The sequence below is a fragment of the Aeromonas oralensis genome (assembly GCF_049665575.1).
In the GTDB taxonomy this organism is placed as follows: Bacteria; Pseudomonadota; Gammaproteobacteria; order Enterobacterales; family Aeromonadaceae; genus Aeromonas; species Aeromonas hydrophila.
In genome coordinates, this window is sequence record NZ_CP187186.1 from 207,071 (window position 1) to 232,927 (window position 25,857).

General features: G+C 62.5%; 26 protein-coding genes and 1 pseudogene. 19 read left to right on the plus strand and 8 right to left on the minus strand.

What is annotated here, in order from left to right; genetic code table 11:
• Nucleotides 1-18: 18 nt before the first annotated feature.
• Both ACPDZI_RS01075 and ACPDZI_RS01080 read right to left on the minus strand, forming a co-directional pair.
• Entirely contained in the window at nt 19-1,572 is a 1,554-nt protein-coding gene (locus ACPDZI_RS01075; protein WP_076361709.1) for a DHA2 family efflux MFS transporter permease subunit, read from the minus strand.
• A complete protein-coding gene (locus ACPDZI_RS01080) occupies nt 1,572-2,624 on the minus strand; it encodes an HlyD family secretion protein (RefSeq protein WP_194760205.1) in 1,053 nt (350 codons plus the stop codon). Before ACPDZI_RS01080 ends, ACPDZI_RS01075 begins: the two co-directional genes overlap by 1 nt.
• Before the next feature lie 96 nt (nt 2,625-2,720).
• On the opposite strand from ACPDZI_RS01080, the gene ACPDZI_RS01085 reads away from it, so the two are divergent.
• Nucleotides 2,721-3,623, plus strand: a complete 903-nt coding sequence (locus ACPDZI_RS01085) for a LysR family transcriptional regulator (protein WP_076361708.1) — start codon at nt 2,721-2,723, stop codon at nt 3,621-3,623.
• Between the two features lie 57 nt (nt 3,624-3,680).
• Nucleotides 3,681-3,995, plus strand: coding sequence for a putative signal transducing protein (locus ACPDZI_RS01090; protein ID WP_011704337.1), 315 nt, complete (start codon nt 3,681-3,683; stop codon nt 3,993-3,995).
• A gap of 14 nt (nt 3,996-4,009) precedes the next feature.
• Here ACPDZI_RS01090 and ACPDZI_RS01095 read toward each other — a convergent pair whose 3' ends face one another.
• Nucleotides 4,010-5,293, minus strand: coding sequence for a dicarboxylate/amino acid:cation symporter (locus ACPDZI_RS01095; RefSeq protein ID WP_026080178.1), 1,284 nt, complete (start codon nt 5,291-5,293; stop codon nt 4,010-4,012).
• Between the two features lie 208 nt (nt 5,294-5,501).
• On the opposite strand from ACPDZI_RS01095, the gene ACPDZI_RS01100 reads away from it, so the two are divergent.
• Together ACPDZI_RS01100 and ACPDZI_RS01105 are read left to right on the plus strand one after the other, a co-directional pair.
• Nucleotides 5,502-5,747 (plus strand): YecH family metal-binding protein, encoded by a 246-nt coding sequence (locus tag ACPDZI_RS01100; protein ID WP_024946227.1) that lies wholly within the window; start codon nt 5,502-5,504, stop codon nt 5,745-5,747.
• A 103-nt stretch (nt 5,748-5,850) separates the two neighbouring features.
• Complete coding sequence (locus tag ACPDZI_RS01105) at nt 5,851-6,450, plus strand: YhgN family NAAT transporter (protein WP_010635400.1); 600 nt, start codon at nt 5,851-5,853, stop codon at nt 6,448-6,450.
• A 104-nt stretch (nt 6,451-6,554) separates the two neighbouring features.
• On the opposite strand, the gene ACPDZI_RS01110 is transcribed toward ACPDZI_RS01105, so the two are convergent.
• Complete coding sequence (locus tag ACPDZI_RS01110) at nt 6,555-7,523, minus strand: LysR substrate-binding domain-containing protein (RefSeq protein WP_438833860.1); 969 nt, start codon at nt 7,521-7,523, stop codon at nt 6,555-6,557.
• Between the two features lie 272 nt (nt 7,524-7,795).
• Here ACPDZI_RS01110 and tatA point away from each other — a divergent pair, with 272 nt between their 5' ends.
• The 3 genes from tatA (at nt 7,796) to ACPDZI_RS01125 (ending at nt 9,924) form a co-directional block, all read left to right on the plus strand.
• Complete coding sequence (gene tatA / locus ACPDZI_RS01115; RefSeq protein ID WP_005308036.1) at nt 7,796-7,957, plus strand: twin-arginine translocase TatA/TatE family subunit; 162 nt, start codon at nt 7,796-7,798, stop codon at nt 7,955-7,957.
• A 14-nt stretch (nt 7,958-7,971) separates the two neighbouring features.
• Nucleotides 7,972-8,274: a DUF406 family protein gene (locus ACPDZI_RS01120; protein ID WP_017408789.1), complete on the plus strand. Its 303-nt coding sequence runs from the start codon at nt 7,972-7,974 to the stop codon at nt 8,272-8,274.
• A 225-nt stretch (nt 8,275-8,499) separates the two neighbouring features.
• Nucleotides 8,500-9,924, plus strand: coding sequence for a transglycosylase SLT domain-containing protein (locus ACPDZI_RS01125; protein ID WP_438833861.1), 1,425 nt, complete (start codon nt 8,500-8,502; stop codon nt 9,922-9,924).
• Nucleotides 9,925-9,931: 7 nt separating this feature from the next.
• Here the strand turns inward: ACPDZI_RS01125 and ACPDZI_RS01130 are convergent, their stop codons facing one another.
• Complete coding sequence (locus ACPDZI_RS01130; protein ID WP_438833862.1) at nt 9,932-10,078, minus strand: hypothetical protein; 147 nt, start codon at nt 10,076-10,078, stop codon at nt 9,932-9,934.
• A 77-nt stretch (nt 10,079-10,155) separates the two neighbouring features.
• On the opposite strand from ACPDZI_RS01130, the gene ACPDZI_RS01135 reads away from it, so the two are divergent.
• Complete coding sequence (locus tag ACPDZI_RS01135) at nt 10,156-11,409, plus strand: phospholipase D family protein (RefSeq protein ID WP_438833863.1); 1,254 nt, start codon at nt 10,156-10,158, stop codon at nt 11,407-11,409.
• Between the two features lie 479 nt (nt 11,410-11,888).
• On the opposite strand, the gene ACPDZI_RS01140 is transcribed toward ACPDZI_RS01135, so the two are convergent.
• Nucleotides 11,889-13,007: a fatty acid desaturase gene (locus ACPDZI_RS01140; protein WP_039212848.1), complete on the minus strand. Its 1,119-nt coding sequence runs from the start codon at nt 13,005-13,007 to the stop codon at nt 11,889-11,891.
• 149 nt (nt 13,008-13,156) lie between these two features.
• Between ACPDZI_RS01140 and fabR the strand changes: the two genes are divergently transcribed.
• Nucleotides 13,157-13,777 carry an HTH-type transcriptional repressor FabR gene (fabR, locus tag ACPDZI_RS01145; protein WP_005308043.1) on the plus strand — a complete coding sequence of 207 codons (621 nt, stop codon included), beginning with the start codon at nt 13,157-13,159 and terminating at the stop codon, nt 13,775-13,777.
• A gap of 20 nt (nt 13,778-13,797) precedes the next feature.
• Nucleotides 13,798-14,163 carry a YijD family membrane protein gene (locus ACPDZI_RS01150; RefSeq protein WP_113995426.1) on the plus strand — a complete coding sequence of 122 codons (366 nt, stop codon included), beginning with the start codon at nt 13,798-13,800 and terminating at the stop codon, nt 14,161-14,163.
• Nucleotides 14,164-14,201: 38 nt separating this feature from the next.
• Here the strand turns inward: ACPDZI_RS01150 and ACPDZI_RS01155 are convergent, their stop codons facing one another.
• Nucleotides 14,202-14,513, minus strand: a complete 312-nt coding sequence (locus ACPDZI_RS01155) for a DUF1145 domain-containing protein (protein ID WP_016349137.1) — start codon at nt 14,511-14,513, stop codon at nt 14,202-14,204.
• Nucleotides 14,497-15,126, minus strand: coding sequence for a 16S rRNA (guanine(966)-N(2))-methyltransferase RsmD (rsmD, locus tag ACPDZI_RS01160; protein WP_016349138.1), 630 nt, complete (start codon nt 15,124-15,126; stop codon nt 14,497-14,499). The genes ACPDZI_RS01155 and rsmD overlap by 17 nt, the downstream gene beginning before the upstream one ends.
• A 110-nt stretch (nt 15,127-15,236) precedes the next feature.
• On the opposite strand from rsmD, the gene ftsY reads away from it, so the two are divergent.
• The 9 genes and pseudogenes from ftsY to hutU all read left to right on the plus strand — a co-directional run bounded on the left by ftsY (nt 15,237) and on the right by hutU (nt 25,856).
• Nucleotides 15,237-17,174, plus strand: a complete 1,938-nt coding sequence (gene ftsY / locus ACPDZI_RS01165; RefSeq protein ID WP_438833864.1) for a signal recognition particle-docking protein FtsY — start codon at nt 15,237-15,239, stop codon at nt 17,172-17,174.
• Nucleotides 17,175-17,264: 90 nt separating this feature from the next.
• A complete protein-coding gene (ftsE, locus tag ACPDZI_RS01170) occupies nt 17,265-17,933 on the plus strand; it encodes a cell division ATP-binding protein FtsE (protein ID WP_011704349.1) in 669 nt (222 codons plus the stop codon).
• Complete coding sequence (gene ftsX / locus ACPDZI_RS01175) at nt 17,933-18,886, plus strand: permease-like cell division protein FtsX (protein WP_011704350.1); 954 nt, start codon at nt 17,933-17,935, stop codon at nt 18,884-18,886. The genes ftsE and ftsX overlap by 1 nt, the downstream gene beginning before the upstream one ends.
• A 452-nt stretch (nt 18,887-19,338) precedes the next feature.
• Nucleotides 19,339-20,193, plus strand: coding sequence for an RNA polymerase sigma factor RpoH (rpoH, locus tag ACPDZI_RS01180; protein ID WP_168967874.1), 855 nt, complete (start codon nt 19,339-19,341; stop codon nt 20,191-20,193).
• 200 nt (nt 20,194-20,393) lie between these two features.
• Complete coding sequence (gene can, locus ACPDZI_RS01185; RefSeq protein WP_005308055.1) at nt 20,394-21,053, plus strand: carbonate dehydratase; 660 nt, start codon at nt 20,394-20,396, stop codon at nt 21,051-21,053.
• A gap of 11 nt (nt 21,054-21,064) precedes the next feature.
• Nucleotides 21,065-21,769 carry a histidine utilization repressor gene (gene hutC, locus ACPDZI_RS01190; protein WP_011704352.1) on the plus strand — a complete coding sequence of 235 codons (705 nt, stop codon included), beginning with the start codon at nt 21,065-21,067 and terminating at the stop codon, nt 21,767-21,769.
• A gap of 155 nt (nt 21,770-21,924) precedes the next feature.
• Nucleotides 21,925-23,159 (plus strand): annotated as a pseudogene (hutI, locus tag ACPDZI_RS01195) (imidazolonepropionase).
• Nucleotides 23,152-24,096 carry a formimidoylglutamase gene (hutG, locus tag ACPDZI_RS01200; protein ID WP_438833865.1) on the plus strand — a complete coding sequence of 315 codons (945 nt, stop codon included), beginning with the start codon at nt 23,152-23,154 and terminating at the stop codon, nt 24,094-24,096. Before hutI ends, hutG begins: the two are co-directional and overlap by 8 nt.
• A 50-nt stretch (nt 24,097-24,146) precedes the next feature.
• Complete coding sequence (hutU, locus tag ACPDZI_RS01205; protein ID WP_226032760.1) at nt 24,147-25,856, plus strand: urocanate hydratase; 1,710 nt, start codon at nt 24,147-24,149, stop codon at nt 25,854-25,856.
• The last annotated feature ends 1 nt before the right edge of the window (nt 25,857 follow it).

Below are 25,857 nucleotides of genomic sequence, written 5' to 3' on the forward strand. Positions count from 1 at the left end.
TTTCATGCCCATCGTTTTTCACGCCTCGAGCGGTTCGGCATCCGCTGCCCTGGGTGTGGGCTGCTTGAGCAGCAGCATCAGGCCGCTGGCGAGCAGCAGGAAGATGCCCATCACGAAGAACACCTGGTTGTAGGCCATGATGGCCGCCTCCCGGCTGATGGTGTTCGACAGCATGGCCTGGGCTTGCTGGTGGGCCAGCTCGGGGCCGGAGCCCTGCGCCATCATGGTCTGGGCCAGCTGCAGCAGGTAGCTCTGTCCCTCTATGCTGCTGGCGGCCAGGGTGCTGCTGATCTGGCTGACGTGGATGCGGGTGTCGTTGTCGATCAGGGTGGCGATGATGGCGATGCCGAAGGCGCCGCCCAGGTTGCGCAGTACGTTGAGCAAGGTCGAGGAGGAGGGGATCTCGTCGTGGGTCAGGCTGGCGGTCGCCACCAGAGAGAGCGGCACCATGATGAAGGGCTGGCCCAGTGCCCGCACGATGAGCGACTGGATCAGCTGGGGCCCTGCGTAATCCGCACTCATGTTCATGTTCATGAAGCAGCTGACGGCGAACACCAGAAAACCAAAGCTCACCAGATAGCGCGGATCTATCTTGTGGGTCAGTCTGGGCACCAGCGGCAGTACCAGCAACTGCGGCAGCCCCATCCACATCAGCACCTCACCGATTTCCAGCGCGTTGTAGTTGTGAATCTGGGTCATGTAGAGCGGCAGCACATAGATGGAACCCATCAGCGCCATGCCGAGCACCAGATAGGCGAAGCAGGCCAGCGCGAAGCGCGGGTTGTGCAGCAGCCGCAGGTTGACCAGCGGGTGGCGCCGCAGCAGCTGGCTGATGACGAAAAACACCAGCGCCACCACCGAGATGACGGTGAGCCGCACGATGAAGCTGGAACCGAACCAGTCCTCCCGGTTGCCCTCTTCCAGCACCACTTCCAACAGGCCCAGTCCCACCGCCATGGTGACGATGCCGATGAGGTCCACCCGCTTGATCACCTCCCAGTCCACCGGCTTCTTGTCGAGCCCATGGGCCAGCATGGCCATCACCAGCAGTCCCGGCGGTACGTTCATGTAGAAGATGTAGTGCCAGGACATCTGCTCGGTCAGCCAGCCGCCCAGGGTCGGCCCGATGGCGGGGGCGAAGGTGGCGCACAGGCCGAACAACGCCATGCCGGTGGCCCGCTTGTGCAGCGGCAGCAGGCTGACGATGAGGGAGAAGGCCATCGGGATCAGCGCCCCGCCGGTGAAGCCCTGCAGCGCCCGAAAGACGATCATGCTGGTGAGGTTCCAGCTGAATGAGCAGAGCACGGAGGCGATGATGAAGGCGCCGGTGGTCCACAGCAGGTAGCGCCGCACGCTCAGCCCCCGGCTCAGCCAGCCGCTCAGCGGGATGGCGATCATCTCCGCCACCAGATAGGAGGTGGAGATCCAGGAGCTTTCGCTCAAGGTGGCCGACAGGGCTCCCTGAATGTCCTTCAGGGAGGCGTTGGTGATCTGGATGTCGAGGATGGCCATGAAGGCGCCGATGAGGCCCCCCATGACCGCGATCCAGTTGCGACGCGGGATGGGTTCCATCAGTGGGCCGCAACAACGGGATCAGGGCTGCGGGTGTCGACGATCACCTCGGTGGAGAGGCCCGGCAACAGCTTGCCCGCCAGCGGCCCCGGCTCCGGGATGCGGATCTTGACCGGCACCCGTTGCACGATCTTGGTGAAGTTGCCGGTGGCGTTCTCCGGCGGCAGCAGGGCGAACTTGGCGCCGGTGGCGGGGGCCAGGCTGTCGATGATCCCCTCGACCGGCTGATCCGGATAGGCATCCAGGATCACCTCCACCTTCTGGCCGGGCTGCATGTGGAGCAGCTGGGTCTCCTTGAAGTTGGCCTCGACCCACACCTGCTGCAGCGGCACCAGGCTGGCCACCTGCATGCCGGACTGGACGTAGAGCCCCGCCCGCAGACTGCGCTTGCCGATGATGCCGTCGGCCGGTGCGCGCAGCTCGGTATAGGCCAGCTCCAGCTTGGCCTGCTCCAGCTGGGCGGCGCTCAATGCCAGCTTGGCCTGGTTCTGCTTGGCCTCGGCATCCAGCACCAGCAGCCGCTCGCGGGCGGCCTGCAGAGCCGCTTTGGCCTCCTGCTCCTGGGCCTGATTGACCTGCAGACCGGCCCGTACTTCGTCCAGGCTGTCCTGGGAGCTGTAGTGCCGCTGGTTGAGCTGGCTGACGCGGCGTACCTGTTGCTGGGCCCGCACCTGTTCGGCATTGGCCGAGCTGACCTTGGCTTCGGCCTGGCGAATGAGGCTCAGCTGCTGGGTGCGGGTAGCGGCGAGATTTTCCGCCGTCGCCTGATTGAGGCGCAGGTCGGCTTCGGCCTCGGCCACCTTGGTCTTGTACTCCCGGTCGTCGAGGCGGGCGATAAGCTGGCCGGCCTTCACCGGCTGGTTGTCGGTTACCAGCACTTCGCTGATGTAGCCGGACAGCTTGGAACCGATGCTGGTCACCTCGCTCTGCAGGTAGGCGTTGTCGGTGCTCTCGAAGTAGCGGCCGTGCAGATACCAGTAACCGGCAAACAGCAGGCCGAGCAGGGCCAGGATCATGGCTGCCAGCAGGGGGATCTTCTTGTGTTGACTCATGTGGGGGATTCCTGAACTTAAGAAAGGCAGGCTAACACTGGCCAACTGTTTCGATTAGTATCCATTTATGAGATATACAGTTTCACTGGTGCAACAATGGATCTGAACGCTGCATTGATTCTAGTGCGGATCGTCGACAAGGGTTCCTTCACGGCGGCCGCCCAGGAGCTGGGCATGACCAAGGCGACGGTGAGCCGGCGAATCGCCGAGCTGGAGCAGCGCCTCGGGGTGCGGCTGCTCTACCGTTCGACCCGTCAGCTCACCCTCACCGAGGCCGGCGAGCAGTACTATCTGCGCTGCAGCAAGGCGGTGGACGAGCTGGCTCAGGCCGAGCTGATGGTGAGCGCCAGCCAGCAGGAGGTGACCGGCACCCTCAAGTTGGCGGTGCCAATCGAGGCTGGACAGCTGGTGGTGGGCAGGCTGGTGGCGGAGTTTCTGCAGGCCTATCCCGGCCTGCAGGTGGAGCTGGAGCTGACCAATCGCATCGTGGATCCCATCAACGAGGGGCTGGATGCGATCGTGCGGATCGGCGACATGAGCGATTCGAACCTGGCGGCGCGGCGGCTGTGGAGCAACGCCCGCCTGATCTGTGCCAGCCCGGCGTACCTGGCGCGCAGCCCCGCCATCACCCATCCCGAGGATCTGGTGCATCATGAGCGGGTGGCGGTGACCAGCGGCTTTCTGGCGTCGCACTGGTGCTTCGAGCGGGATGACAGAGAGGTGCTGGTTGACCCTCCCTCCCGCTTTCGGGTTAATAATATAACCTGTGCCAGAGAGGCGGCGAAGACTGGGCTGGGGCTCGCTTCCCTGCCCGCCATGCTCTGCCACGAGGAGCTGGCGAGTGGGACTCTGGTGTCCGTGTTGCCCGAGTGGCAGCAGCCCAGGGTGCCGATTTACCTGCTGTTTCCGGAGCGGCGGCTGATGCCGCGAAAATTGCGGGTGTTCATCGACTTCATCGTGGCCAAGGGGGCCGACTACGGCATCGATACCCTGCTGTAGCCGGTCAGAGGCGGTGCCGTGGTCACGGCATCGTTGTTGGATCTTAAGGGGGAAGACATGGATCACTGGATCAATCTGTATCGGGCTTCCCATTCGCTGGAGGCCCATGCCCTGAAAGGGGCGCTGGAAGTGGAGGGAGTGCCGGTGCGGCTCAATGGCGAGGCGCTGTCAGGCGCCCTGGGCGAACTGCCGGTGGACCTGCTGCAGGTGACCCTGATGGTGCGTGAACAGGATCGCAGCAAGGCAGGGCGGGTCATCGAGCGCTATCAGCAGCGCCAGGGTAACGGCTGGCTGTGTGGTCAATGCGGGGAGGAGAACGGCGCCAACTTCGATGTCTGCTGGCGCTGCCACCACGATCCCCACGAAAATTAATCGCTCGCCCTGCCTCAGCGCAGGGTGAAGTCGATGTCCTCGCCCGCGCTGGCGTCGTGATAGGTCGCTAGATCCAGCTCCCGCTCGCTGCGGGCAATCAACACGGATACCAGAATATCGCCGGAGACGTTGACCGTGGTGCGCGCCATGTCGAGGATCCGGTCGATCCCGGCGATCAGTGCCACCCCTTCCAGCGGCAGTCCCACAGCAGTCAGCGTCAGCGTCAACAGCATCAGGCCGGTGCCTGGCGTGCCCGCCGTGCCGATGCTGGCCAGGGTCGCGATGCTGATGATGGTCAGGTAATCCACCATGTGCAGATCCACCCCGAAGGCCTGGGCCACGAACAGGGCGGTAACCCCTTGATAGAGCGCGGTGCCATCCATGTTGATGGTAGCGCCGATGGGCAGCACCTTGGCGGTGATGGCGGGAGAGACCCCGAGCCGGCGCTCGGCGCAGGCCAGGCTGATGGGCAGGGTGCTGTTGCTGGAACTGCTGGTGAAGGCCACCGCCTGGGCATCGACGATGCTCTTGAAGTAGTGCAGCGGATTGAGGCGGGCCAGCAGGATCAGCAGGCTGCTGTAGACGCCGAGCACGTGCAGCAGGCAGCCGAGGTAGACGGCGCCGATCACCTTGAGCAGCGGCAGCAGCAGGCTCATGCCGTACTTGCCGGTCATCCAGGCCATCAGGGCGCAGACGCCGTAAGGGGCCAGTGCCATCACCATCTGGGTCAGCTTGAACATCCCCTCCGCCAGCGAGGTGAAGAACAGGATGGCGGGGCGACCGCGCCGACCGGTGGCGTTGAGGGCGAGGGCGAGGGCCACTGCGAACACGATCACCTGCAGGATCTTGCCATCCACCATGGCCTGCACCGGGTTGCGCGGCACCAAGTGGCTTAGCACGCTGGCCAGGGTGGGGGATTCCGCCATGCCGACCCGCTCATAGGGCCCCATGTTGGCGCCCATGCCGGGCTCCAGCAGCCAGCCCATCATCAGGCCGATGCAGATGGCGACGGCGGTGGAGCAGAGGTAGAGGCCGATGGCCTTGCCGGCGATCCGATCGAGGGTCTTGCCCTTGAGCAGCGAGGTGAGGCCGGCGATGACCGAGCAGAAGATGAGGGGCACCATCAGCATCTGGATGGTGTTGACGAACAGCACGCCGATGGGCTTGAGCAGCAACGCCTGCTCGCTGAAACCGGCGCCGAGCCCGATCCCCGTCAGCATGCCGAGCAGGGTCTTCAACCAGAGCGGGCGGCGGGTCCAGATCCGCCAGGGCTTGAAAGCCAGTCCATGGAACAGCATGACGCCAATGTCCTTATATTCGGTCTGCGGTGGCAAAAAGGGGCGTTAGTGTAGCCATCCCCTGCTCAGGTTGCCACATTATCGACAAAGCTGCGGCCATCACCAGTACGGACGCAGGGAAATCGGCAATTTGTTGGCCTATATCAAGGTCGTCGGCGGTGGGTCAGGATTTAATAGGCATCAGACATGTCTATTCAAGAGGTTTGCAATGACTCAATCGGTACACGGTCACGAAGTGATGGAGATGATGCTGGCGCAAGGCGGCCAGTTTACCCGGGCCAGCCTCAAGCAGGCCATTGACGAGCGCTTCGGTGCCGATGCCCGTTTCCATACCTGCAGCGCCAGCGAGATGGATGCCGAAGCCCTGATCGACTTCCTGGCCAAGCGCGGCAAGTTCATCGAATCGGAGCAGGGTTTCCAGACTCATGCCGACAAGATCTGCAACCACGGATGATCCCCGCCGGCGAGCGCCCGCCGCGCTCGCCGAATCCCGCCGCCTTTGTTATATTTCGCCCTCTTTCCCCCTCCTTTTGTTGAAGGCTTAGCCTGGGCGTTGTATGGACACTTTCTCCGCTGCCGTCATGTTGTTTCTGATCATGGATCCGCTGGGCAACCTGCCGGTCTTCCTGTCGATCCTGCGTCATATCGATCCCAAGCGACGCCGCAAGGTGATGATGCGGGAGCTGCTGTTTTCACTGGTGATCATGATGGCCTTCCTGTTCGTCGGCCAGCAGATCCTCAATTTCCTCAACCTGCGGCAGGAGGCGGTCAGCATCGCCGGCGGCATCATCCTGTTCCTTATCGCCATCAAGATGATCTTCCCGAGTGAAGGCGGGGTAACCGGGCTGGCAGCGGGTGAAGAGCCCTTCCTGGTGCCCATGGCCATCCCCATGATTGCCGGTCCCTCGATCCTGGCGTCCTTGCTGCTGCTGGCCAACCAGGAGCCGACCCGGATGGCGGACTGGTCGCTGGCGCTGCTGATGGCCTGGGGTGCCAGCGCGGTGATCCTGATGTTCTATGAGGTATTCAACAAGCTGCTGGGTGAGCGAGGACTCACCGCGGTGGAGCGGCTGATGGGCATGCTGCTGGTGATGATCTCGGTGCAGATGCTGCTCGACGGGGTGCATCACTACCTGGCGGTGACCGGCCAGAACTGACCGGCCGGCATGGCAACAGAAAAGACACGGGCTCGACGAGCCCCGTTTTTTTGCCTGTGATCCTGCGTGGTGACCGGCAGGGTCTTGCGGCCCTGTGCCGACAATCAGGCTGGTCCGGCCGCTGTTGGCTCCAGCTTGCCCATGATGAGGGTCAGCAGGGTTTCCCGCAGCCAGCGGTGGCCCGGATCCTCCTCGTGACGCTGATGCCAGATCAGCAGGTGGGAGATGCTGTCGAGGGCGATGGGCAGCGGCAGCGGCACCAGCGGATAGACCTGGGTGGCGTGGCGGGCGTAGAGCCGGGAGAGGGTCACTATCATGTCCGAATGCATGCCCATCCGCAGCGCCGCCTCGAAGGAGGGCACGGTCGCCTCGATGCGGCGATAGAGATCCTGCTCCGCCAGCTTGTGATCCAGCATCCAGCGATCGCGCCCCTCGCAATAGGTCTGCACGTGGGGATAGGCCAGGTAGCGGGTGAGATCCCACTCGGGTTCGTGCAGGGCAGGGTGGTCGTGCTGCACCAGACAGGTCAGATCGTCGATGGCGAGCAGCCGCTGGCAGATGGCGTTGGGCAGGGTGTCGAGCCGAAAGTCCGAGTTGATGCAGTTCTCCCGCACCGTGAAGGCGATGTCCACCTGGCCCTGGCTCATCTCGGTCAGGCTGTTCTCGGTCCACTCCTCGTAGCGCAGCCGGATGCCGGTGGCCTGCCGTTTCAGCTCGCTCAGGTAGAGCGGGGCAAACAGGGTGAAGGCGCTGTCCATGCTGGCTATGACGAACTCCCGCTCGGTGGTGGTCGGGTCAAAATCCGGCGGCTGGATCAGGTTGTCGAGCGACAGCAGGATGGGCTGCAGTTGCTGCTGCAGGCTGAGAGCGCGGGCGGTGGGTTCCAGCCCGTAGGCCGAGCGCACGAACAGGGGGTCGTCAAAGGTTTCCCGCAGCCGGCCGAGCGCCTTGCTGACAGCAGACTGGCTCAGGTGCAGCCGACGGGCCGCCCGGCTGCCGTTCCGCTCTTCCAGCAATACTTGCAGGATAATCAATAGATTGAGGTCGATGCGCCCCAGCTGTTCCAGCAACATGATATGAATCCTCTTCAATTCTTAGATGAATTTATACCATTTGTTTTCATATCTAGGCGAACTTATGCTCGAAACGTCTCTCGCCTTCAATGGCGGCTGGTACAGGATGTAGTGGTTGAGGGGACAAGTAGCATCAAGCAATACGGCGACCCAGGGTCGCCGTATTTTTTGGTGATTTATTTGCAAACTTGCGCCTGTCTTGATTTTGCCCAACAATCTTTGCGCCTTCTTTTGATACAAACAATCGGTATCTATCAGTCAGGAGTATCCCTATGGGACTCGGTGGAATTCATATCTGGCATTTGTTGATCCTGCTCGTCGTCGTGGTCGTGGTGTTTGGCAGCAAACGCCTGGCTGGCGCCGGGGAAGATCTGGGCACCGCCATCAGGGATTTTCGTAAAGCCTTGCGTGACGATGAATCACAGCCGAAATAAGTGGGAGTTGAATGATGTCCGTAGAAGAGAAAGTGGAATTGAACGAGACCTGTGACAGCTGCGGCTGTTTCGCCGAAATTGGTACCATCATCGGCGAGGGTGATGATGTGATGGAGCTGGTGATCGAGGCCGCTGCAGAAGCCGACGCTCGTGCCAAGCTGGCCGCCTACGAGGCGCTGGCCAAGCAGGTCACTGCCGAAGCCAAAAGCAGCAGCGAACTGAGTCAGGGCGCCAACGGCGTGATCCTGAAAGCCCGCCTGCAATTCACCTGCACCGCCGAAAAACTCATCTTCGAGATGCGTGCCCGCTCTATCTGAGCCTGCTGATGACACGGCAGGCTTGCCTGCCGTGTTGACCCTTCTGCTGTGGGTCCGCGTTCTATAGTTAGTTATCCCACAGACGGTTTTGCCCGACGCGAGTCGGCCAACAGAAGGCGATCTCATCATGGTTCAGCGCTGGCTCTTCGCCATTTTCCCCACCCTTGTTCGCCACCCGTTTGACGGGATCCCGCTCGCAGCGAAGCAACCGCAGGCGCTTGCATCATGAGGATGCGCTGGTTGTGGGGCCTGCTCGCTCTGTGTGCACTGCCGCTGCTGGCGGCGGATCTCAAGCCGCAACGGCTGCCCCAGCCCGGGGATCTCGCCAGCATATTGCAAAAGAAAGAGCTCAGGGCCCTGGTGGTCTATGAGCGGGGTTTCTTCTTCTTCGACAAGGGAGCCCAGCACGGTATCCTGGTCAACCAGCTGCAGGGGTTTGAGCGCTGGCTGAATCAGACCTATCTGGCCAAGGAGAAGATCAAGCTCAAGATCATCTACATCCCGGTGCGCCAGGACAAGCTGCTGGACTATCTCACCGAAGGGCGGGGGGATCTGGTGGCCGCCAACATGACGGTGACGCCGACCCGGCGCGAACAGGTGACCTTCTCCAACCCGGTGATCGCCCCCATCGAAGAGTGGGTGGTGAGCCAGCACAGCCTGCCGACCTTCAACCGCATTACCCAGCTCTCCGGCCGGCGAGTCTGGGTGCGGGCCAGTTCCAGCTATTACGAGAGCCTACGTCAGCTCAACTGGCTGTTTCGCGAGCTGGGGCTGCCGCCCATCTATATCGAGACGGTGCCTGAATATCTGCAGGACGGGGATCTGCTGGAGATGGTGGCGGCCGGCATCATACCGCTCACCGTGACCGACAGCTTCAAGGGGCGGATCTGGCTCGGCATGATCAGCGGGCTGCGGGCCCACAAGTTGATCCCGCTGCGGGACAATGGCCGCAGTGCCTGGGCCCTGCGCAACAACAGTCCCGAACTGCTCAAGGCGGTCAACGACTATCTGGCCGATGCCGGCAAGCGTACCCTTTACAGCGACATGGCTCTACGGCGTCTGCTGGCGCGCAACGACCAGATGAGCAACATACTGGCGCCGGATCCGCTGGGCAGGCTGTCGACCATCCGCAAGGTGCTGGAGCAGCAGGCCGACAAGCACCGACTGGACTGGCTGATGCTGGCGGCGCTGGCCTACAAGGAGTCGGGGCTCAATGCCAATATCCGTTCCGAACGGGGGGCTGTGGGGATTATGCAGCTGTTGCCGAGCACCGGTGGCGAGGTGGGCATTCGCGGCGCCCGGCTTGCCAGCCTAGAGGGCAATGTGGAGGCGGCATGCCGTTATATGCGGCTGATCCTCGACACCTATTTCAATGATCCCAAGCTGGATGTGCTCAACCGCCACCTGTTTGCGCTGGCGGCCTACAATGCCGGCCCGAACCGGGTGCAGGCGCTCAGGGCCAAGGCCGAGGCCGCCGGCCTGGATCCCAATGTCTGGTTCGGCAACGTGGAGCAGCTGGTGGCCAACGAGGTGGGCCAGGGGCCCATCAACTATGTCAGCACCATCTACAAGTACTATGTGGCCTACCGCTTCAGCCTGCCCCAGCTGGAGGGCAAGGCGGCCGCCATCGAGGCGGTGGCCCAGCCCTGACGTCCTGCTAGTGTGGTTGGGCGGACGGGGCGAAGGGCTGCCAGGCCTGATCCCGATGCTGCAGATACCAAGGGGCCAGCTGGCCGCTCGGCGAGGGATCCGGCTCACTGGCCTGCGGTCTGTGACTGGTGGCGGGGCGATCCGTGAGTTCCATGGTAAATTCCTTCATCCTGTTGCTACGAGGCCCTTAGCCAGCGTTATGCCATTTCCTCATGACAGGCGGATGACGCCATGATCCCCGCTGAATTCGCCCTGATAGACCAGCCCGAGCTGGCACTCAAACTGCGCTGCCAGCTGATCCGCGGTGCCAGAAGCCGGATCCAGGCCCAGTACTACAGCTGGGAGGAGGACAGCAGCGGCAAGCTGTTGCTGGCGGAGCTGCTGCATGCCGCCCGGCGCGGAGTGCGGGTGCAGCTGCTCATCGATGACCTCTATGCCGGCGACAACCGTTTCCTGGAGATGGTGGCCCACCAGCCGGGCATCGAGGTGCGCCTGTTCAATCCCTTCTGGTTGCGTGGCTGGCGGCCACTGACCCTGCTGCTGGAAGGGCTGCTCAGCTTTCGCCGCATCAATCACCGCATGCACAACAAGCTGCTGCTGGTGGATGGCAGCCAGGCGGTGATCGGCGGTCGCAACATCGGGGACCGTTACTTCGGGCTTGGTGGGGCGCCCCAGTTCGTCGATCTGGATCTCGCCTGCCGCGGCTCGCTCTGCCAGCAGGCCGAGCAGGGTTTCGATCAATTCTGGCGCAGCCGCTGGAGCCACCCGATCCGCCGTCTGCTGCGGCGCCCGTTGCAACGGGCCGAGGTGCAGGTGGTGAACGACTTTCTGCTGACGATGAACGAGCCGCAGGTGGCGGCCGTCTATGACCTGCCCGCCAGCCTGTTCGACCCCGAACCCATCCCCCTGCGCTGGCATGGCGGACAGGCAGAAGTGTGGTTTGATCGACCGGGCAAGGGGCTGGTGTCTCGACCCACCACCGCACGCCTGCTCTGGCGCAAGCTGGCCGACAACCAAGGCACCCTGAGTCTGGTCACCCCTTATCTCATCCTGACCCGGGGGCTGCGCCGCCGGCTCAGGCAGCAGCGGCAGGCGGGGGTGAACATTGACATCCTGACCAACTCCCTGGCCAGCACGGATGTGCCGCTGGTGTACGGCGCCTATCGCCGTCACCGTCCCTGGCTGATAAGGCAGGATATCGCGCTGTCGGAACTGGAGGGGGAGTCGCTCAGTCTGCACGCCAAGCTGATCCTGGTGGGGGAGGAGGAGGCGCTGCTCGGCAGCTTCAATCTGGATCCGCGCTCTCTGCTGCTCAACACCGAGCTGGTGCTGCATCTGGCTTGTCCCGCATTGTGTGCCGAGTTGCAGCAGTGGCTGGCGACCTGGCAGCAACGCTCTTCCCACTCGGTGGCGGCCCCGCCCTCCACCCTGCGCCGTCTGCTGGCCAGGGTCAGTGACTGGTTGCCGCTGCAGCGCTGGTTGTGAGCGGGCCGAGCGTGTGCGAGATCTCGCAAAGCCTTGTGCGCCTTCGAGGATAACGTTTGCCATCCTATGGCGATGAGCTGGTTTATCGTATTGTTTTTAATCGAATTGTTTTCTGACTGAAGTTCCATGAAGGGTTGCAGCTTGCATACATGAGCGCATAAAACGGTTTTTTATTTTATTTATCTGCGTAATATTTCAACTGCAAGGACAACACGGTGGCTTGCCGCCGTGCGGAAGAGGGTCGTGAAGGGAACTGGCCGACTGGATTGCTCCAGCAGGCACCTGCTTCAGATGGGTAGCGGAAACTCAGGAAACAGGAGCAGCACCCGACAGGACCGGATTCCAATATGGAACATGCTATTTGCGAGGGGGTGACATGCGAGTGTCACCCCATTTTTTATGGCTCGCTGGTTGAGTCGTGCCCAGAAAAAGACCGCCGACTGGCGGTCTTTTTCTTTGTTCAGCCCGATGGTCCTGGGTCAGGCGATGCCTGCCAGCAGTCGGCTCCAGTTGCGTTTGGCGGCGATGAAGGCATCGTGCAGGTTGCGATACTCCAGCTGTAGCTTCAGTTGGTCGTAGCGGGCCAGCGCCTTGCGCTTGCGCTGCTCCAGCAGGCGTTTGCGGCTGGCGTAGTAGTGTTGCAACTGCTGGTTCAGCTTGTCGTATTCCTCCTGCAGCAGGGCCTGCCAGAGCTCCCTGTCATCCTGCTTGCGCAGCTTGGCCTGGGCCCGTTTCAGCTGCATCTCCAGCCTGGCCTGTTCGATCCGCTCTTCCGGACAGGCGCGCAGATCCCGGGTCAGCCCGCACCAGGAGGCACTGCGGATCAGCCACTTGGTGGGATCGAACTGCCACCAGTGGATGCCGTTGCGATAGTCGTTCTCGAACAGGTGATGAAAGTTGTGGTAACCCTCGCCGAAGGTGAAGAAGGCCAGGATGCCGTTGTCCCGTGCGCTGTTGCGGTCGGTGAAGGGCTGGCTGCCCCAGATGTGGGCCAGCGAGTTGATGAAGAAGGTGGTGTGATGAGTCATCACCATGCGCAGCACCCCGGCCAGCAGCAACATACCGAGCAGATCGCCGTGGATGAGCCCCAGCAGCAGCGGGATGCCGATGTTGGTGGCCAGGGTCAGCGCCAGATAGTGCTTGTGCTGAAAAACGACGATGGGGTTGTTCTGCAGATCCCGCACATTGCTGTAGTCGTGATAGGTGTCGCCCTGGTATTCACGCAGCATCCAGCCGATGTGGGAGTACCAGAAACCGCGTCCCGCACTGTAGGGATCCTGCTGGTTGTCATCCACGTGGCGATGGTGGCGGCGATGGTCGGAAGACCAGTGCAGAGCCGAGTTTTGCAGGGCGAGGGCGCCGCCGATGGCGAAGATCCACTGCAGGATCGGGTGTGCCTTGTAGGCCTTGTGGGACCAGAGCCGGTGGTAGCCGGCGGTGATGGAGATGCCGCAATAGCAGAACAGCAGCAGGAAGCTGCCCCACTGCCAGAGGTCATAGCCATGGGTCATGCCGTACCAGGGCACGGCGATCAGTGCGGTCAGCCCGGAGAGGGCAAACAGCAAGGTGTTGGTCATGATGATCGGGGGGCGTTCCATCTCACTCGGTTCCTTTCAGCGAACAGCTGTGCGCCATTCTCCATGCAGCCAGAATTCGGGTCAATGGTAAAAAAGTAGGAGACAAACCTGATCCTGGCGCAGCCTTCGGGTTATCATTTGGCCTCGATAACCTGAAGGTGACTGTTTTCGTGGGTATTCGCGCGCAACAAAAAGAAAAAACCCGGCGTACTCTGATCGAGGCGGCGTTCAGCCAACTGTGCGCCAACCGCAGTTTTTCCAACCTCAGCCTGCGGGAAGTGGCGCGGGAGGCCGGCATCGCGCCCACCTCCTTCTATCGTCACTTTCGCGACATGGAGGAGCTGGGATTGACCCTGGTGGATGAAGGCGGTCTGACCCTGCGTCAGCTGATGCGCCAGGCGCGCCAGCGCATCGCCGGGGGTGGCAGCGTCATCAGTACCTCGGTGCAGACCTTCATGGAGTTCGTCGAGAACAACCCGAACATCTTCCGGCTGCTGCTGCGCGAGCGCTCCGGCACCTCGGCGGCATTCCGGCAGGCGGTGGCGCGGGAGATCCAGCACTTCATCGCCGAACTGACCGATTACCTCGAGGCCACCACGGGGGCACCGCGGGAAGAGGCCTACATCCAGGCCGAAGCCATGGTGACCATCGTCTTCAGCGCCGGTGCCGATGCCCTCGATATGACCAGCGAGGAGTGCCGGGCCCTGTCCGATCGCACCATCCGTCAGCTGCGCATGATCGCCATGGGCGCCGAGGTCCAGAACCAGAAGCGCCGTGAACCTCTCTCTTAAGTCAAAGGATGGACAGCTCCATGCATGATCAGAACCCGATCCCGAAGAAACCCCTGCTGCTGGCCCTGCTCATCGGCATCTGTGGTGATGCCTCCCTGACGGTCTTGTCGGAGTCGGTGGTGCCCTTCTCCTTCTTCCCGATGATCGCCCTGGTGCTGGCTGCCTATCAGCTCTACCAGCACTATCGTCATGTCTCGCTGGAGGGCAACACACCCGTTTGCATGCTGCTCTGCTTCTTCATCGGCGTGTTCGGCCACTCGGCGCTGGTCAAGGTGCAGTACCCCGAGCTTGGCAGCAACTTCTTCTCGCTCATCATGATGTTGCTGCTGCTGGCCGTGCTCTCCATCAAGCTCGGCATCAGCGTGGGGAAAAAAGAGAAGGAGTGACCAACACTCCTTCCAGAACCACCATGACAGAGCCGGGATCACCCGGCTTTGTTGTCTGTGCCGCGCTGTTTGGCATCGACGATGGCCTGCAGCCTGGCGCGGATCTCCACCATGCCGAACACCCCGAACACCAACACCTGGGTGAACTCGAGTCGGCTCACCGCGAAGTAGGGCTTGCAGGCTGCCTTGACCATGCTGGCCTGCACCCAGTGCATCAGGGCCACGATCACGCCGCACACCGGCAGAAAGCCGTTGAGCTTGCCCGGCAGCGGGGCGATCAGGCTGACCAGCACGCCGAACCAGAAGAACAGGATGAGGCCCATCGCCAACAGATTAAACACCCGCTTCATCGTTTACCTCCCGCAGATAGAGTTGATAGCAGACTTGGCCTGCCTGTTTGTCTTTGAGTAGTTGCCAGCTGGCCGGCAGCGGCAGATCGGCCATCTCCTTCTCCCGCTCCAGATAGATGAGGGCATCCGGTGCCAGCCAGCCGCGTTGCTCCAGCAGCTCGCACACCTGAGGCAGCAGCTCGCGGCGAAAGGGGGGATCGAGAAACACCAGATCGAACGGCGTGGCCGGCCCCTGCAGCCAGCTGACGGCATCGGACTGGATCACCTGGCCTTGGCTGCTGCCGAGGGTGGTCAGGTTCTTCTTGATCTGGTCGGCGGCACCCTTGTCCATCTCGATCAGGGTGACCTGCTCGGCATAGCGCGACAGCGCCTCCAGCCCCAGGCCACCGCTGCCGGCAAACAGATCCAGACAGCGCGTACCACGGACATGCGGAGCCAGCCAGTTGAAGATGGTCTCCTTGACGCGATCCGTGGTGGGTCTGAGTCCTTCCACATCCCTGACCGGCAGTTTGCGGCCTCGCCACTGGCCGCTGATGATTCTTACAAAGCCCGATTTCCCCTGCGGGGCAGGGCTCTTGCTCGGGCCGTTACGGCTGGATTTCACTCTGGGCATCGCGTTTCGTCGTCAGAAAATAAAGTGGTAGTATAAGGCGGTTCATTTTTATGCCGACCCGCCGAGGGACGGCTATCTTAGCAGTCAGCCTTTGATGTGAGTATTTTTAGATGGCAAAAGGTTTGTTTTCCTGGCTGGGTTTCGGCCGCAAGAAAGAAGAGGCTGAGGCTGTCCAACCACAGACACCGCAAGCCACCCCGATTACCGCTGAGCCCGAGGTGGCTGCTGCCCCTGCTCCCGTTTCCGATCCTACGCCTGCCGTGGCGGCTGAAGTGCCCGCCAGCGCACAGAATTCCGTTTTGCACGATGATTGCTGCCCACCTGCTGAGCTGGACGACCATGGTCCGCTGGTGGTGGAGGAGTGTGCCTCCGATCTGGAGCCGGTGATCGTCAATGAATCCCTGCTGGCCGAAGAGGAGCGTGCCGCTGCCGAAGCGCAGGCTCAAGAGGCTGCCCGTGTTGCTGCCGAGCTCAAGGCAGCCGAAGAAGCTCGTCTTGCTGCTGAGGCCCGCACCGTAGAAGAAGCGCGTATTGCCGCCGAGGCCCGCGCCGTAGAAGAAGCACGTATTGCCGCCGAGGCCCGTGCCGCAGAAGAGGCTCGCATTGCCGCCGAGGCCCGTGCCGCAGAAGAGGCTCGCATTGCCGCCGAGGCCCGTGCCGCAGAAGAGGCTCGCATTGCTGCTGAAGCCCTTGCCGCAGAAGAGGCCCGTATTGCTGCCGAGGCTCGCGCTGCAGAAGAGACCCGTATTACCGCCGAAGCTCGCGCCGCAGAAGAAGCTCGTGTTGCTGCCGAGGCCCGTGCCGCAAAAGAGGCTCGTCTTGCTGCTGAAGCCCGTGCCGCGGAAGAGGCTCGTATTGCCGCTGAAGCCCGCGCTGCGGAAGAGGCTCGTCTTGCTGCCGAGGTCCGTGCCGCAGAAGAAACTCGTCTTGCTGCCGAAGCCCGCGCTGTAGAAGAGGCGCGAATTGCTGCCGAAGCGCAGGCTGCCGAGGAGGCCCGTCTCGCCAAAGAGGCCCAGCGAGCGGAAGATCTGCGCCTGGTCGCCGAGATGGAGGCTGAGGCCGCTGCCCTGGCCGCCCTGCCGCTGGCCGCCAAGGTGGACGACGACACCCAGGAGAAGCCGCAGCGGGAGGGCTTCTTTGCCCGCCTCAAGCGCAGTTTGGTGCGCACCAAGGAGAATATCGGTTCCGGTTTCTTCGGCCTGTTCCGTGGCAAGAAGATCGACGACGAGCTGTTCGAGGAGCTGGAGACTCAGCTGCTGACAGCCGATCTCGGCGTCGATACTACCAGCCGCATTATCGAAGGGTTGGTGCAGCACGCGGATCGCAAGCAGCTCAAGGATGCCGAGGCGCTCTACGGCCTGCTCAAGCAGGACATGGGCGAGATGTTGGCCAAGGTCGAGCAGCCGCTGGTGATCGACACCAGCAAGAAGCCCTACGTCATCCTGATGGTGGGCGTGAACGGCGTCGGCAAGACCACCACCATCGGCAAGCTGGCCAAGCAGTTCCAGGCTGAGGGCAAGAGCGTGATGCTGGCCGCCGGCGATACCTTCCGTGCCGCCGCCGTCGAGCAACTGCAGGTGTGGGGCCAGCGCAACAACATTCCGGTGATCGCCCAGCACACCGGCGCCGACTCCGCCTCCGTCATCTATGACGCCATCGAGGCTGCCCGCTCCCGCGGCGCCGACGTATTGATCGCCGACACTGCCGGCCGCCTGCAGAACAAGAGCAACCTGATGGAAGAGCTCAAGAAGGTGGTGCGGGTTATGAAGAAGCTGGACGATGCGGCGCCCCACGAGATCATGTTGACTCTGGACGCCGGCACCGGTCAGAACGCCCTGAGCCAGGCCAAGCTGTTCAGCGAGGCGGTGGGCCTGACCGGCATCACCCTCACCAAGCTGGACGGCACCGCCAAGGGCGGCGTCATCTTCGCGGTAGCTGACAAGTTCCAGATCCCGATCCGCTACATCGGGGTGGGCGAGGGGATCGACGATCTGCGTCCGTTCGTCGCCAACGACTTCATCGAGGCGCTTTTCAGTCGCGAGGAGTGATCTCCTTCGCGATGATCAAGCTCGGGCGCCGCGAGTCGTGCGCCCCCAACCCCGACCCTGGTCGGGGTTGGTCACTGTCAGGGAACCGTTATGATCCGTTTTGACAAGGTCAGCAAGGTCTACAGCGGCGGCCATCAGGCGCTGCAGAAGGTCAGTTTCCACCTGCGCAAGGGGGAGATGGCCTTCCTGACCGGGCACTCGGGTGCAGGCAAGAGTACTCTCCTCAAACTCATCAGCGTGATGGAACGGCCCACCGACGGCCGTGTTTTCTTTCATGGCGACGACGTCAGCCATATCAAGCGGGGTGAGATCCCCTATGTGCGCCGCCAGATCGGCATGATCTTCCAGGATCACCGGCTGCTGATGGACCGCACCGTGTTCGACAACGTGGCGTTGCCGCTGGTGATCGACGGCTACAGCCATGCAGACATCAACAAACGGGTGGCGGCGGCGCTCGACAAGGTGGGGCTGCTCGGCAAGGAACGCTACCAGCCGCGCATGCTCTCCGGCGGTGAACAGCAGCGGGTCGGCATCGCCCGCGCCATCGTCAACAAGCCGCCGCTGCTGCTGGCGGATGAGCCGACCGGCAACCTGGATCCCCAGCTCTCCATGGACATCATGCGGCTGTTCGAGGAGTTCAACCGCTTCGGCGTCTCCGTGCTGATTGCCACCCACGATCTGGGGCTGATCGCCCGCATGCGCTATCGCACCCTGACCCTCAAGGCGGGTCGCATGTATTCGGCAGGGGAGGAGCTCTGATGGCTATCGTTCGTCATAAACAGCCACCGCTACGGCGCTTTATGATGTACTGGGTCGACCATGCCCGGCAGGCTTTTTCCAGCTTGGGGGAGCTGTGGCGCAACCCGCTTGCATCGCTGATGACGCTGGCGGTGCTGGGGGTCAGTCTGGCGCTGCCCTCCTGCTTCCACGTGCTGCTGAAAAACGCCGAGGTGGTAGAGGGCAGTTGGCAGACCAGCTCTCAGATCTCCCTCTATCTGCGCAAGGATCTGCCCGAGCAGAACATCCTCGACATGAAACAGCGGATCCTGCTCTACCCGGAGGTGGAGTCGGTCACCTACATGAGCCGGGATGAGGCGCTCAAGGAGTTTCGCGAGATCTCCGGGTTTGGCGATGCGCTCGACTACCTCGACAGCAATCCGCTGCCGCCGGTACTGAGCGTGATCCCGGATCCGCGTTGGCAGAACCCGGAAGGGGCGGCAGAGCTGCTCAACAAGCTCAACAACGAAGACGGGGTCGAGCAGGGCAAGCTGGATCTGCAGTGGCTGACCCGGCTGCAGGGGATCATGAACCTGCTGCGCCACACCATCACCGGCATCGCGGTGCTGCTGCTCTCCGCCGTGCTGCTGATCGTCGGCAACACGCTCAGGCTGAATATTCTCAACCAGCGCTCCGAGATCGAAGTGCTCAAGCTGGTGGGGGCGACCGATGCCTTCATCCATCGTCCTTTCCTTTATACCGGCATCTGGTTCGGGGTCATCGGTGGCATGCTGGCCTGGTGGTTGACCGAAGTGATGGTGATCTGGAGCGAAGGGGTGGTGAAGGAGCTGGCCGGCCTCTACAACAGCAACTTCCGGCTGGTGGGGATGGGGGCGGTGGACGGGATCAACCTGATCCTGCTGGGCGCCTTGCTGGGGCTGATCGCCTCCTGGTTTTCGGTCCATCGTCACATTCGCGACATCGAACCGTCCTGATTAATTTATCAGCGTTTTAAAGCGCTGGATTTTGCGACCTGGATCAAGTAAAAGAGTGGCCGTTTCTGGCACGGCCGCCGTTCTGGGAGTAATCTGAACATTGCCGATCTTCGGGATCTTCTCTGGATCCTGTGAACCTTCTGATTTATAAGCAGTCTACAAATGCTGAAGAATTTATACGGGTGTGGCCCCTATGCCTTGCTCGTCTGACTTGGCAAGCATGTGAAGGTTGCGAGCTCCGCAACAATGGACTTAGCATGCTACTTTTCGGGGGTCCTTTATTGTGACCCCCTTTTTTTGACTGTTCATTCATGATTCATCCTGCCGGCCTAAGATAACCCCGGTTCAAACATGCTCAGCATGTTTGATGCAGGCCGCAGAATGGCGTCCGGTCAGTAGACAGGCCCTCTCAGGGTGTTAGACTGATTCGATTGAAAAGTAAGAGGTAGAACATGGGAACTTCATTGCAGCGCACTATGGCTCTGATTCCGCAAGGTAGTCTGGAAGGCTATATCCAGGCAGTAAACTCGATTCCGGTGCTGAGCGCAGAGGAAGAGCGTGAACTGGCTGAGCGTTTGCAGCAGGGTGGCGATCTCGAGGCTGCCCGTCAGCTCGTTATGTCGCACCTGCGCTTTGTCGTTCATGTCGCCAAGAGTTATGCCGGCTACGGTCTGCCCCAGGCCGACCTGGTGCAGGAAGGCAATATCGGCCTGATGAAGGCGGTCAAGCGCTTCGACCCGAGTGTCGGCGTGCGCCTGGTCTCCTTTGCAGTGCACTGGATCAAGGCCGAAATTCACGAATACGTTCTGCGCAACTGGCGCATGGTCAAGGTGGCGACCACCAAGGCCCAGCGCAAGCTGTTCTTCAATCTGCGCAAATCCAAGAAACGTCTGGGCTGGCTGAACCACGAAGAGGTGCAGGCCGTGGCTGCCGACCTCGGGGTTTCCGCCGCCGACGTCACCGAGATGGAAGCGCGCATGAGCAACTACGATCAGGCCTTCGATCTGGTCGGTGATGACGAAGAAGAGGGCGGTTTCGCGCCAGTTCACTATCTGGAGGACAAATCCTCCGATCTGGCCGCCACCATCGAGAACGACAACTGGGACGATCATGCGGCCCGTCGCCTGAGCTCGGCCCTGGCTACCCTGGACGAGCGCAGCCAGCACATCATCCGTGCCCGCTGGCTCGACGATGAGAGCAAGACCACCCTGCAGGAGCTGGCCGATACCTACGGCGTCTCCGCCGAGCGGGTGCGTCAGCTTGAGAAAAACGCCCTCAAGAAGCTGAAGGATGCGATGGAAGCATAAGCCTGTGCGCCGAGCGGGTCCGTCAACTTGAGAAAAATGCTCTCAAGAAGCTGAAAGATGCCACGGAAGCCTGATGCTTCCTCTCATAAAAACAGGGCCTGATGGCCCTGTTTTTGTTTGACGGGGATCTGGTCGGCCTTGCCTTGGTTACCCTTGTGTATGGTATGTTGCCGCCACTGCCACAGTAGGGAGAGCAGATAGTGAAACTCTTGAACGACTTGTTTACCAACAACCGCGAGTGGGCGGAACGGATCAAGGCCGAGGATCCCGAATTCTTTGCTACCCTCTCCGCCCAGCAGGCCCCCGAATACCTCTGGATCGGCTGCTCCGACAGCCGGGTACCCGCCAACCAGCTGATGGGGCTGCTGCCGGGGGATGTGTTCGTCCACCGCAACGTCGCCAACCTGGTAGTACACACCGACTTCAACTGCCTCTCGGTGCTGCAATACGCGGTCGAGGTGCTCAAGGTGAAGCACATCATCGTCTGCGGCCACTACGGCTGCGGCGGCGTCAAGGCGGCGATGCAGAACCAGGAGCTGGGGCTCATCGACAACTGGCTGCGCAACATCAAGGATGTCTACTTCAAGTATCGTGAGCAGCTGGATGCCATCGAGGATGAGCACGAGCGCTTCGACTACCTGTGCGAGCTGAACGTGGCCGAGCAGGTGGCCAACGTCTGTCACACCACCATCATCCAAAACGCCTGGCGCAAGGGGCAGGAGCTGGCGGTACACGGCTGGATCTACGGCATCAAGGACGGTCTGCTGCACGATCTCGATCTCTGCATCAGCGGGCCGGAGCAGATCCCGGACGTCTATCGCGCCTGGCCGGACATGCGTCCGCCCCACCGCCGTCGCTGAGGAGCATCCTGTTGGCACCGGCCCTCTATCTGCAGATCAAGCAGCACATTCTGGACGGGATCCGCGAACGCCACTATCAGGCTGGCGACCGGATCCCGACCGAGGCCGCCCTGTGCGAGCAGTTCGCCGTGAGCCGGATGACGGTCAACAAGGCGCTGCGCGAACTGGTGGCCGAGGGGTGGCTGGTGCGTACCGCCGGCTCCGGCAGCTTCGTGGCGGACAGGCGCACCGAGTCGCCGTTGCTGGCCATTCGCAACATTGCCGACGAGATCGCCGAGCGGGGCAGCGAATACAGCGGCCGGGTGATCCGGTTGCAGCGCCAGGCCGCCGATGAGAAGGTGGCGGTGCAGCTGGGCCTGCGGGTCGGCGCCCCCATCTTCCACAGTCTCATCGTCCATCAGGCTGATGGCGAGCCGCTGCAGCTGGAAGAGCGCTTCGTCGATGCCGAGCGGTTGCCACAGTACGGTGAGCAGGACTTTGCCAGCCAGACCCCCAACCGTTATCTGATGGAGGTCTGCCCCCTCTCCGAGATGGAGCACGTGGTGGAGGCGGTGCTGCCAAGTGCCGGCGAGGCCGGCTTGTTGCAGGTGCGGGTCGACACCCCCTGCCTGCTGCTGCATCGGCGTACCTGGTCCGACGGTTATCTGGTCTCCTATGCCCGTTTGCTGTCGCCTGGCTCCCGCTACAAGTTGAGCTCCAAGACCAGCCTCAGCTAATTGTATATACATATTGTTTTTGACAAAGCCCGCCTCTGGCGGGCTTTTTTGTGTTTAAGCTCTAATGAATACACTGTTATCAAGATGTGAACTTGATCCTTTCTTTCCCGTCAGAGATCGGATATAAGTTAATGTATATACATTTAGAGGTCGGTATGAACAAGGAACTGTTGAACTGCGAGCGGGTCTGGCTCAACGTGACACCCGCCACCCTGCGCTCCGATCTGGCCGACTACGGTCTGCTGGAACCCCATGCCCTCGGCGTTCACGAGGGGCGGATCCACGCCCTGGTGCCGATGCAGGATCTCAAGGGCCCCTATCCCGCCCATTGGCAGGACATGAAGGGCAAGCTGGTCACCCCCGGCCTCATCGATTGCCACACCCACCTCATCTTCGCCGGCAGCCGCGCCGAAGAGTTCGAACTGCGCCAGAAAGGGGTGCCCTATGCGGAGATCGCCCGCAAGGGCGGCGGCATCATCAGCACGGTGCGCGCCACCCGTGCCGCCAGCGAGGATCAGCTGTTTGAGCTGGCGCTGCCGAGGGTGAAATCCCTGATCCGGGAAGGGGTCACCACGGTGGAGATCAAGTCCGGCTACGGCCTCACCCTGGAAGACGAGCTCAAGATGCTGCGGGTCGCCCGCCGACTGGGGAGGCGCTGCCGATCCGGGTCAAGACTACCCTGCTGGCGGCCCATGCAGTGCCGCCGGAGTATCGCGACGATCCCGACTCCTGGGTCGAGACCATCTGTCAGGAGATCATCCCGGCCGCCGCCGAGGCGGGCCTGGCCGATGCGGTGGACGTCTTCTGTGAACACATCGGCTTCTCGCTGGCCCAGACCGAACAGGTCTATCTGGCGGCAGATCAATACGGTCTGGCGGTGAAAGGGCACATGGATCAGCTCTCCAACCTCGGTGGCAGCACGCTGGCCGCCAACTTCGGCGCCCTCTCGGTGGATCACCTGGAGTACCTGGATCCGGAGGGGATCCAGGCGCTGGCCCATCGCGGCGTGGTGGCCACCCTGCTGCCCACCGCCTTCTACTTCCTCAAGGAGACCAAGCTGCCGCCGGTCGCCGCGCTGCGCAAGGCGGGGGTGCCGATGGCCGTCTCCTCCGACATCAACCCGGGCACGGCCCCCATCGTCTCGCTGCGGATGGCCATGAACATGGCTTGCACCCTGTTCGGCCTGACCCCGGTGGAGGCCATGGCCGGAGTGACCCGCCACGCCGCCCGCGCCCTCGGCGAGCAGGAGCTGCTGGGGCAGCTCAGGGTCGGCATGCTGGCGGACTTCCTGATCTGGAACTGCGGCCATCCGGCCGAGCTCAGCTACCTCATCGGCGTCGATCAGCTGGTGAGCCGGGTAGTCAACGGCGAGGAGACGCTCCATGGATAAGTTCCACCCGGTTGACATGTCGGTCTGGCAGGGGCGCCAGGATCCGGAAGATGGCGAGCTGGCCCTGCGCTGGCACGACAAGGTACAACCCTGGCCACAAGCCGGCAGCGCCGCTGCGGGCGTTGCCCTGGTGGGCTTTGCCTGTGACGAGGGGGTGCGCCGCAACAAGGGGCGGGTAGGGGCCGCCGGTGCCCCGCTGGCGGTGCGCAAGCTGCTCGCCAACAGCGCCTGGCATCTGAGCCGACCCATCTATGACAGCGGTGACGTGCACTGCGAGGATGGGGATCTTGATGCCGCCCACGGCCTCCTGGCCGAACGGGTGGCCCGCTTGCTGGACGAAGGGCACTTCCCGCTGGTGTTGGGCGGTGGCCACGAGGTGGCCTTCGGTAGCTGGAGCGGCCTCAACCTGCATCTGGCTGGCCGTGGCCGGGTCGGCATCATCAACTTCGATGCCCACTTCGACCTGCGCATGAAGCTGGAGCAGGCGAGCTCCGGCACTCCCTTCTTCCAGATTGCCGAGCAGTGTGCCGCCCAGGGTACGCCGTTTACCTACGCCTGCCTCGGGGTGGCCGAGACTGCCAATACCCAGGCGCTGTTCGCGCGCGCCGAGGCGCTGGGGGTGTGGCACGTGCTGGACGAGGCGATGACGCCGGCCGAGCTGCCGGCCTTGCTCAGCGGGCTGGATGCCTTTATCGCCCGCTGCGATCACCTCTATCTGACCATCGATCTCGACGTGCTGCCGGCGGCCGTGATGCCGGGAGTGAGTGCTCCCGCCGCCCGCGGCGTGGAGCTGGCAGTCATCGAGCCTTTGATCGCCCATATCCGGGCCAGCGGCAAGCTCAGACTCGCCGATCTGGCCGAATACAACCCGAGTCTGGATCAGGACAACCGCAGTGCCCGCGTGGCTGCGCGGCTGGTCCATCAGTTAACCAAGTAGCGGCCTGCCACCGGCCGCCACCCTGCTGCATCGATAAACAAGGAGTGTATATGTCTGAGCAACACCAGGATCCCCGCCACGATCCCAATCGCGTGATCCGTGCCCCGCGCGGCACCGAGTTGACCGCCAAGAGCTGGCTCACCGAGGCGCCGCTGCGGATGCTGATGAACAACCTGGATCCTGAGGTGGCCGAGCATCCCCAGTCGCTGGTGGTGTATGGCGGCATCGGCCGCGCCGCCCGCAACTGGGCCTGCTTCGACAAGATCGTCGAGGTGCTGACTAGGCTCGAGGAAAACGAGACTCTGCTGGTGCAGTCCGGCAAGCCGGTCGGGGTGTTCCAGACCCACAAGGACGCGCCCCGGGTGCTGATCGCCAACTCCAACTTGGTGCCGCACTGGGCCAATTGGGAGCACTTCAACGAGCTCGATAAGAAGGGCCTGATGATGTACGGCCAGATGACCGCAGGCTCCTGGATCTACATAGGCACTCAGGGGATCGTGCAGGGCACCTACGAGACTTTCTTCGCGGTGGCCAACCAGCACTTCAACGGCGAACCCAAGGGGCGTTGGATCCTGACCGGCGGGCTCGGTGGCATGGGCGGCGCCCAGCCGCTGGCGGCCACCATGGCCGGCTTCTCGATGATCGCGGTGGAGTGCGACGAGACCCGCATCGATTTTCGTCTGCGTACTCGCTATGTGGACAAGAAGGCCCACAGCCTGGATGAGGCGTTGGCCATGATCGAAGAGGCCAGGCAGAGCGGCAGCGCCGTCTCCGTCGGTCTGCTCGGCAACGCCGCCGACGTGTTCGCCGAGCTGGTGGCCCGTGGCATTACCCCGGACGTGGTGACCGACCAGACCTCTGCCCACGACCCGGTGCATGGCTACCTGCCGCAGGGCTGGAGCGTGGCCCAGTGGCGCGCGCTGCAAAAATCCGCTCCCCAGGAGGTGAACGTCGCCGCCCGCCACTCCATGGCTCGGCAGGTCGAAGCCATGCTGACCCTGCAATCTCGCGGCGCAGCGACCCTGGATTACGGCAACAACATCCGCCAGATGGCGCTGGAGGAGGGGGTGAAAAACGCCTTCGACTTCCCCGGCTTCGTCCCGGCCTACATTCGCCCGCTGTTCTGCGAGGGGATTGGCCCGTTCCGCTGGGTAGCGCTCTCTGGCGACCCGGAAGATATCTACAAGACCGACCAGAAGGTGAAGGAGCTGATCCCCGATGATCCTCACCTGCACAACTGGCTCGACATGGCTCGCGAGCGCATCGCCTTCCAGGGCCTGCCGGCGCGGATCTGCTGGGTCGGGGTCAAGGATCGGGTGCGCCTCGGCCTGGCCTTCAACGAGATGGTCAAGAATGGCGAGCTGAAAGCCCCCATCGTCATCGGCCGCGATCACCTGGATTCCGGCTCGGTGGCGAGCCCGAACCGCGAGACCGAGTCGATGATGGATGGCTCCGATGCCGTCTCCGACTGGCCGCTGCTCAACGCCCTGCTCAACACGGCCGGCGGCGCGACCTGGGTCTCCCTGCACCACGGTGGCGGTGTTGGCATGGGCTTCTCCCAGCACTCCGGCGTGGTGATCGTCTGTGATGGCTCCGATGACGCCGCCAAGCGGGTCGGTCGGGTGCTGCGCAACGACCCGGCCACCGGGGTGATGCGTCACGCCGATGCCGGCTACGAGATTGCCATCAACTGCGCCCACGAGGCGAAACTGGATCTGCCGATGATTGACGGCGCCAACGGTGTCAAAGGAAAGGTGTAAC

Coding starts and splice junctions, on each gene's coding strand:
- ACPDZI_RS01075 (WP_076361709.1), bottom strand. CDS start 1,572: ATGGAACCCATCCCGCGTCGCAACTGGATCGCGGTCATGGGGGGCCTC.
- ACPDZI_RS01080 (WP_194760205.1), bottom strand. CDS start 2,624: ATGAGTCAACACAAGAAGATCCCCCTGCTGGCAGCCATGATCCTGGCC.
- ACPDZI_RS01085 (WP_076361708.1), top strand. CDS start 2,721: ATGGATCTGAACGCTGCATTGATTCTAGTGCGGATCGTCGACAAGGGT.
- ACPDZI_RS01090 (WP_011704337.1), top strand. CDS start 3,681: ATGGATCACTGGATCAATCTGTATCGGGCTTCCCATTCGCTGGAGGCC.
- ACPDZI_RS01095 (WP_026080178.1), bottom strand. CDS start 5,293: ATGCTGTTCCATGGACTGGCTTTCAAGCCCTGGCGGATCTGGACCCGC.
- ACPDZI_RS01100 (WP_024946227.1), top strand. CDS start 5,502: ATGACTCAATCGGTACACGGTCACGAAGTGATGGAGATGATGCTGGCG.
- ACPDZI_RS01105 (WP_010635400.1), top strand. CDS start 5,851: ATGGACACTTTCTCCGCTGCCGTCATGTTGTTTCTGATCATGGATCCG.
- ACPDZI_RS01110 (WP_438833860.1), bottom strand. CDS start 7,523: ATGTTGCTGGAACAGCTGGGGCGCATCGACCTCAATCTATTGATTATC.
- tatA (WP_005308036.1), top strand. CDS start 7,796: ATGGGACTCGGTGGAATTCATATCTGGCATTTGTTGATCCTGCTCGTC.
- ACPDZI_RS01120 (WP_017408789.1), top strand. CDS start 7,972: ATGTCCGTAGAAGAGAAAGTGGAATTGAACGAGACCTGTGACAGCTGC.
- ACPDZI_RS01125 (WP_438833861.1), top strand. CDS start 8,500: ATGAGGATGCGCTGGTTGTGGGGCCTGCTCGCTCTGTGTGCACTGCCG.
- ACPDZI_RS01130 (WP_438833862.1), bottom strand. CDS start 10,078: ATGGAACTCACGGATCGCCCCGCCACCAGTCACAGACCGCAGGCCAGT.
- ACPDZI_RS01135 (WP_438833863.1), top strand. CDS start 10,156: ATGATCCCCGCTGAATTCGCCCTGATAGACCAGCCCGAGCTGGCACTC.
- ACPDZI_RS01140 (WP_039212848.1), bottom strand. CDS start 13,007: ATGGAACGCCCCCCGATCATCATGACCAACACCTTGCTGTTTGCCCTC.
- ACPDZI_RS01150 (WP_113995426.1), top strand. CDS start 13,798: ATGCATGATCAGAACCCGATCCCGAAGAAACCCCTGCTGCTGGCCCTG.
- ACPDZI_RS01155 (WP_016349137.1), bottom strand. CDS start 14,513: ATGAAGCGGGTGTTTAATCTGTTGGCGATGGGCCTCATCCTGTTCTTC.
- rsmD (WP_016349138.1), bottom strand. CDS start 15,126: ATGCCCAGAGTGAAATCCAGCCGTAACGGCCCGAGCAAGAGCCCTGCC.
- ftsY (WP_438833864.1), top strand. CDS start 15,237: ATGGCAAAAGGTTTGTTTTCCTGGCTGGGTTTCGGCCGCAAGAAAGAA.
- ftsE (WP_011704349.1), top strand. CDS start 17,265: ATGATCCGTTTTGACAAGGTCAGCAAGGTCTACAGCGGCGGCCATCAG.
- ftsX (WP_011704350.1), top strand. CDS start 17,933: ATGGCTATCGTTCGTCATAAACAGCCACCGCTACGGCGCTTTATGATG.
- rpoH (WP_168967874.1), top strand. CDS start 19,339: ATGGGAACTTCATTGCAGCGCACTATGGCTCTGATTCCGCAAGGTAGT.
- hutG (WP_438833865.1), top strand. CDS start 23,152: ATGGATAAGTTCCACCCGGTTGACATGTCGGTCTGGCAGGGGCGCCAG.
- hutU (WP_226032760.1), top strand. CDS start 24,147: ATGTCTGAGCAACACCAGGATCCCCGCCACGATCCCAATCGCGTGATC.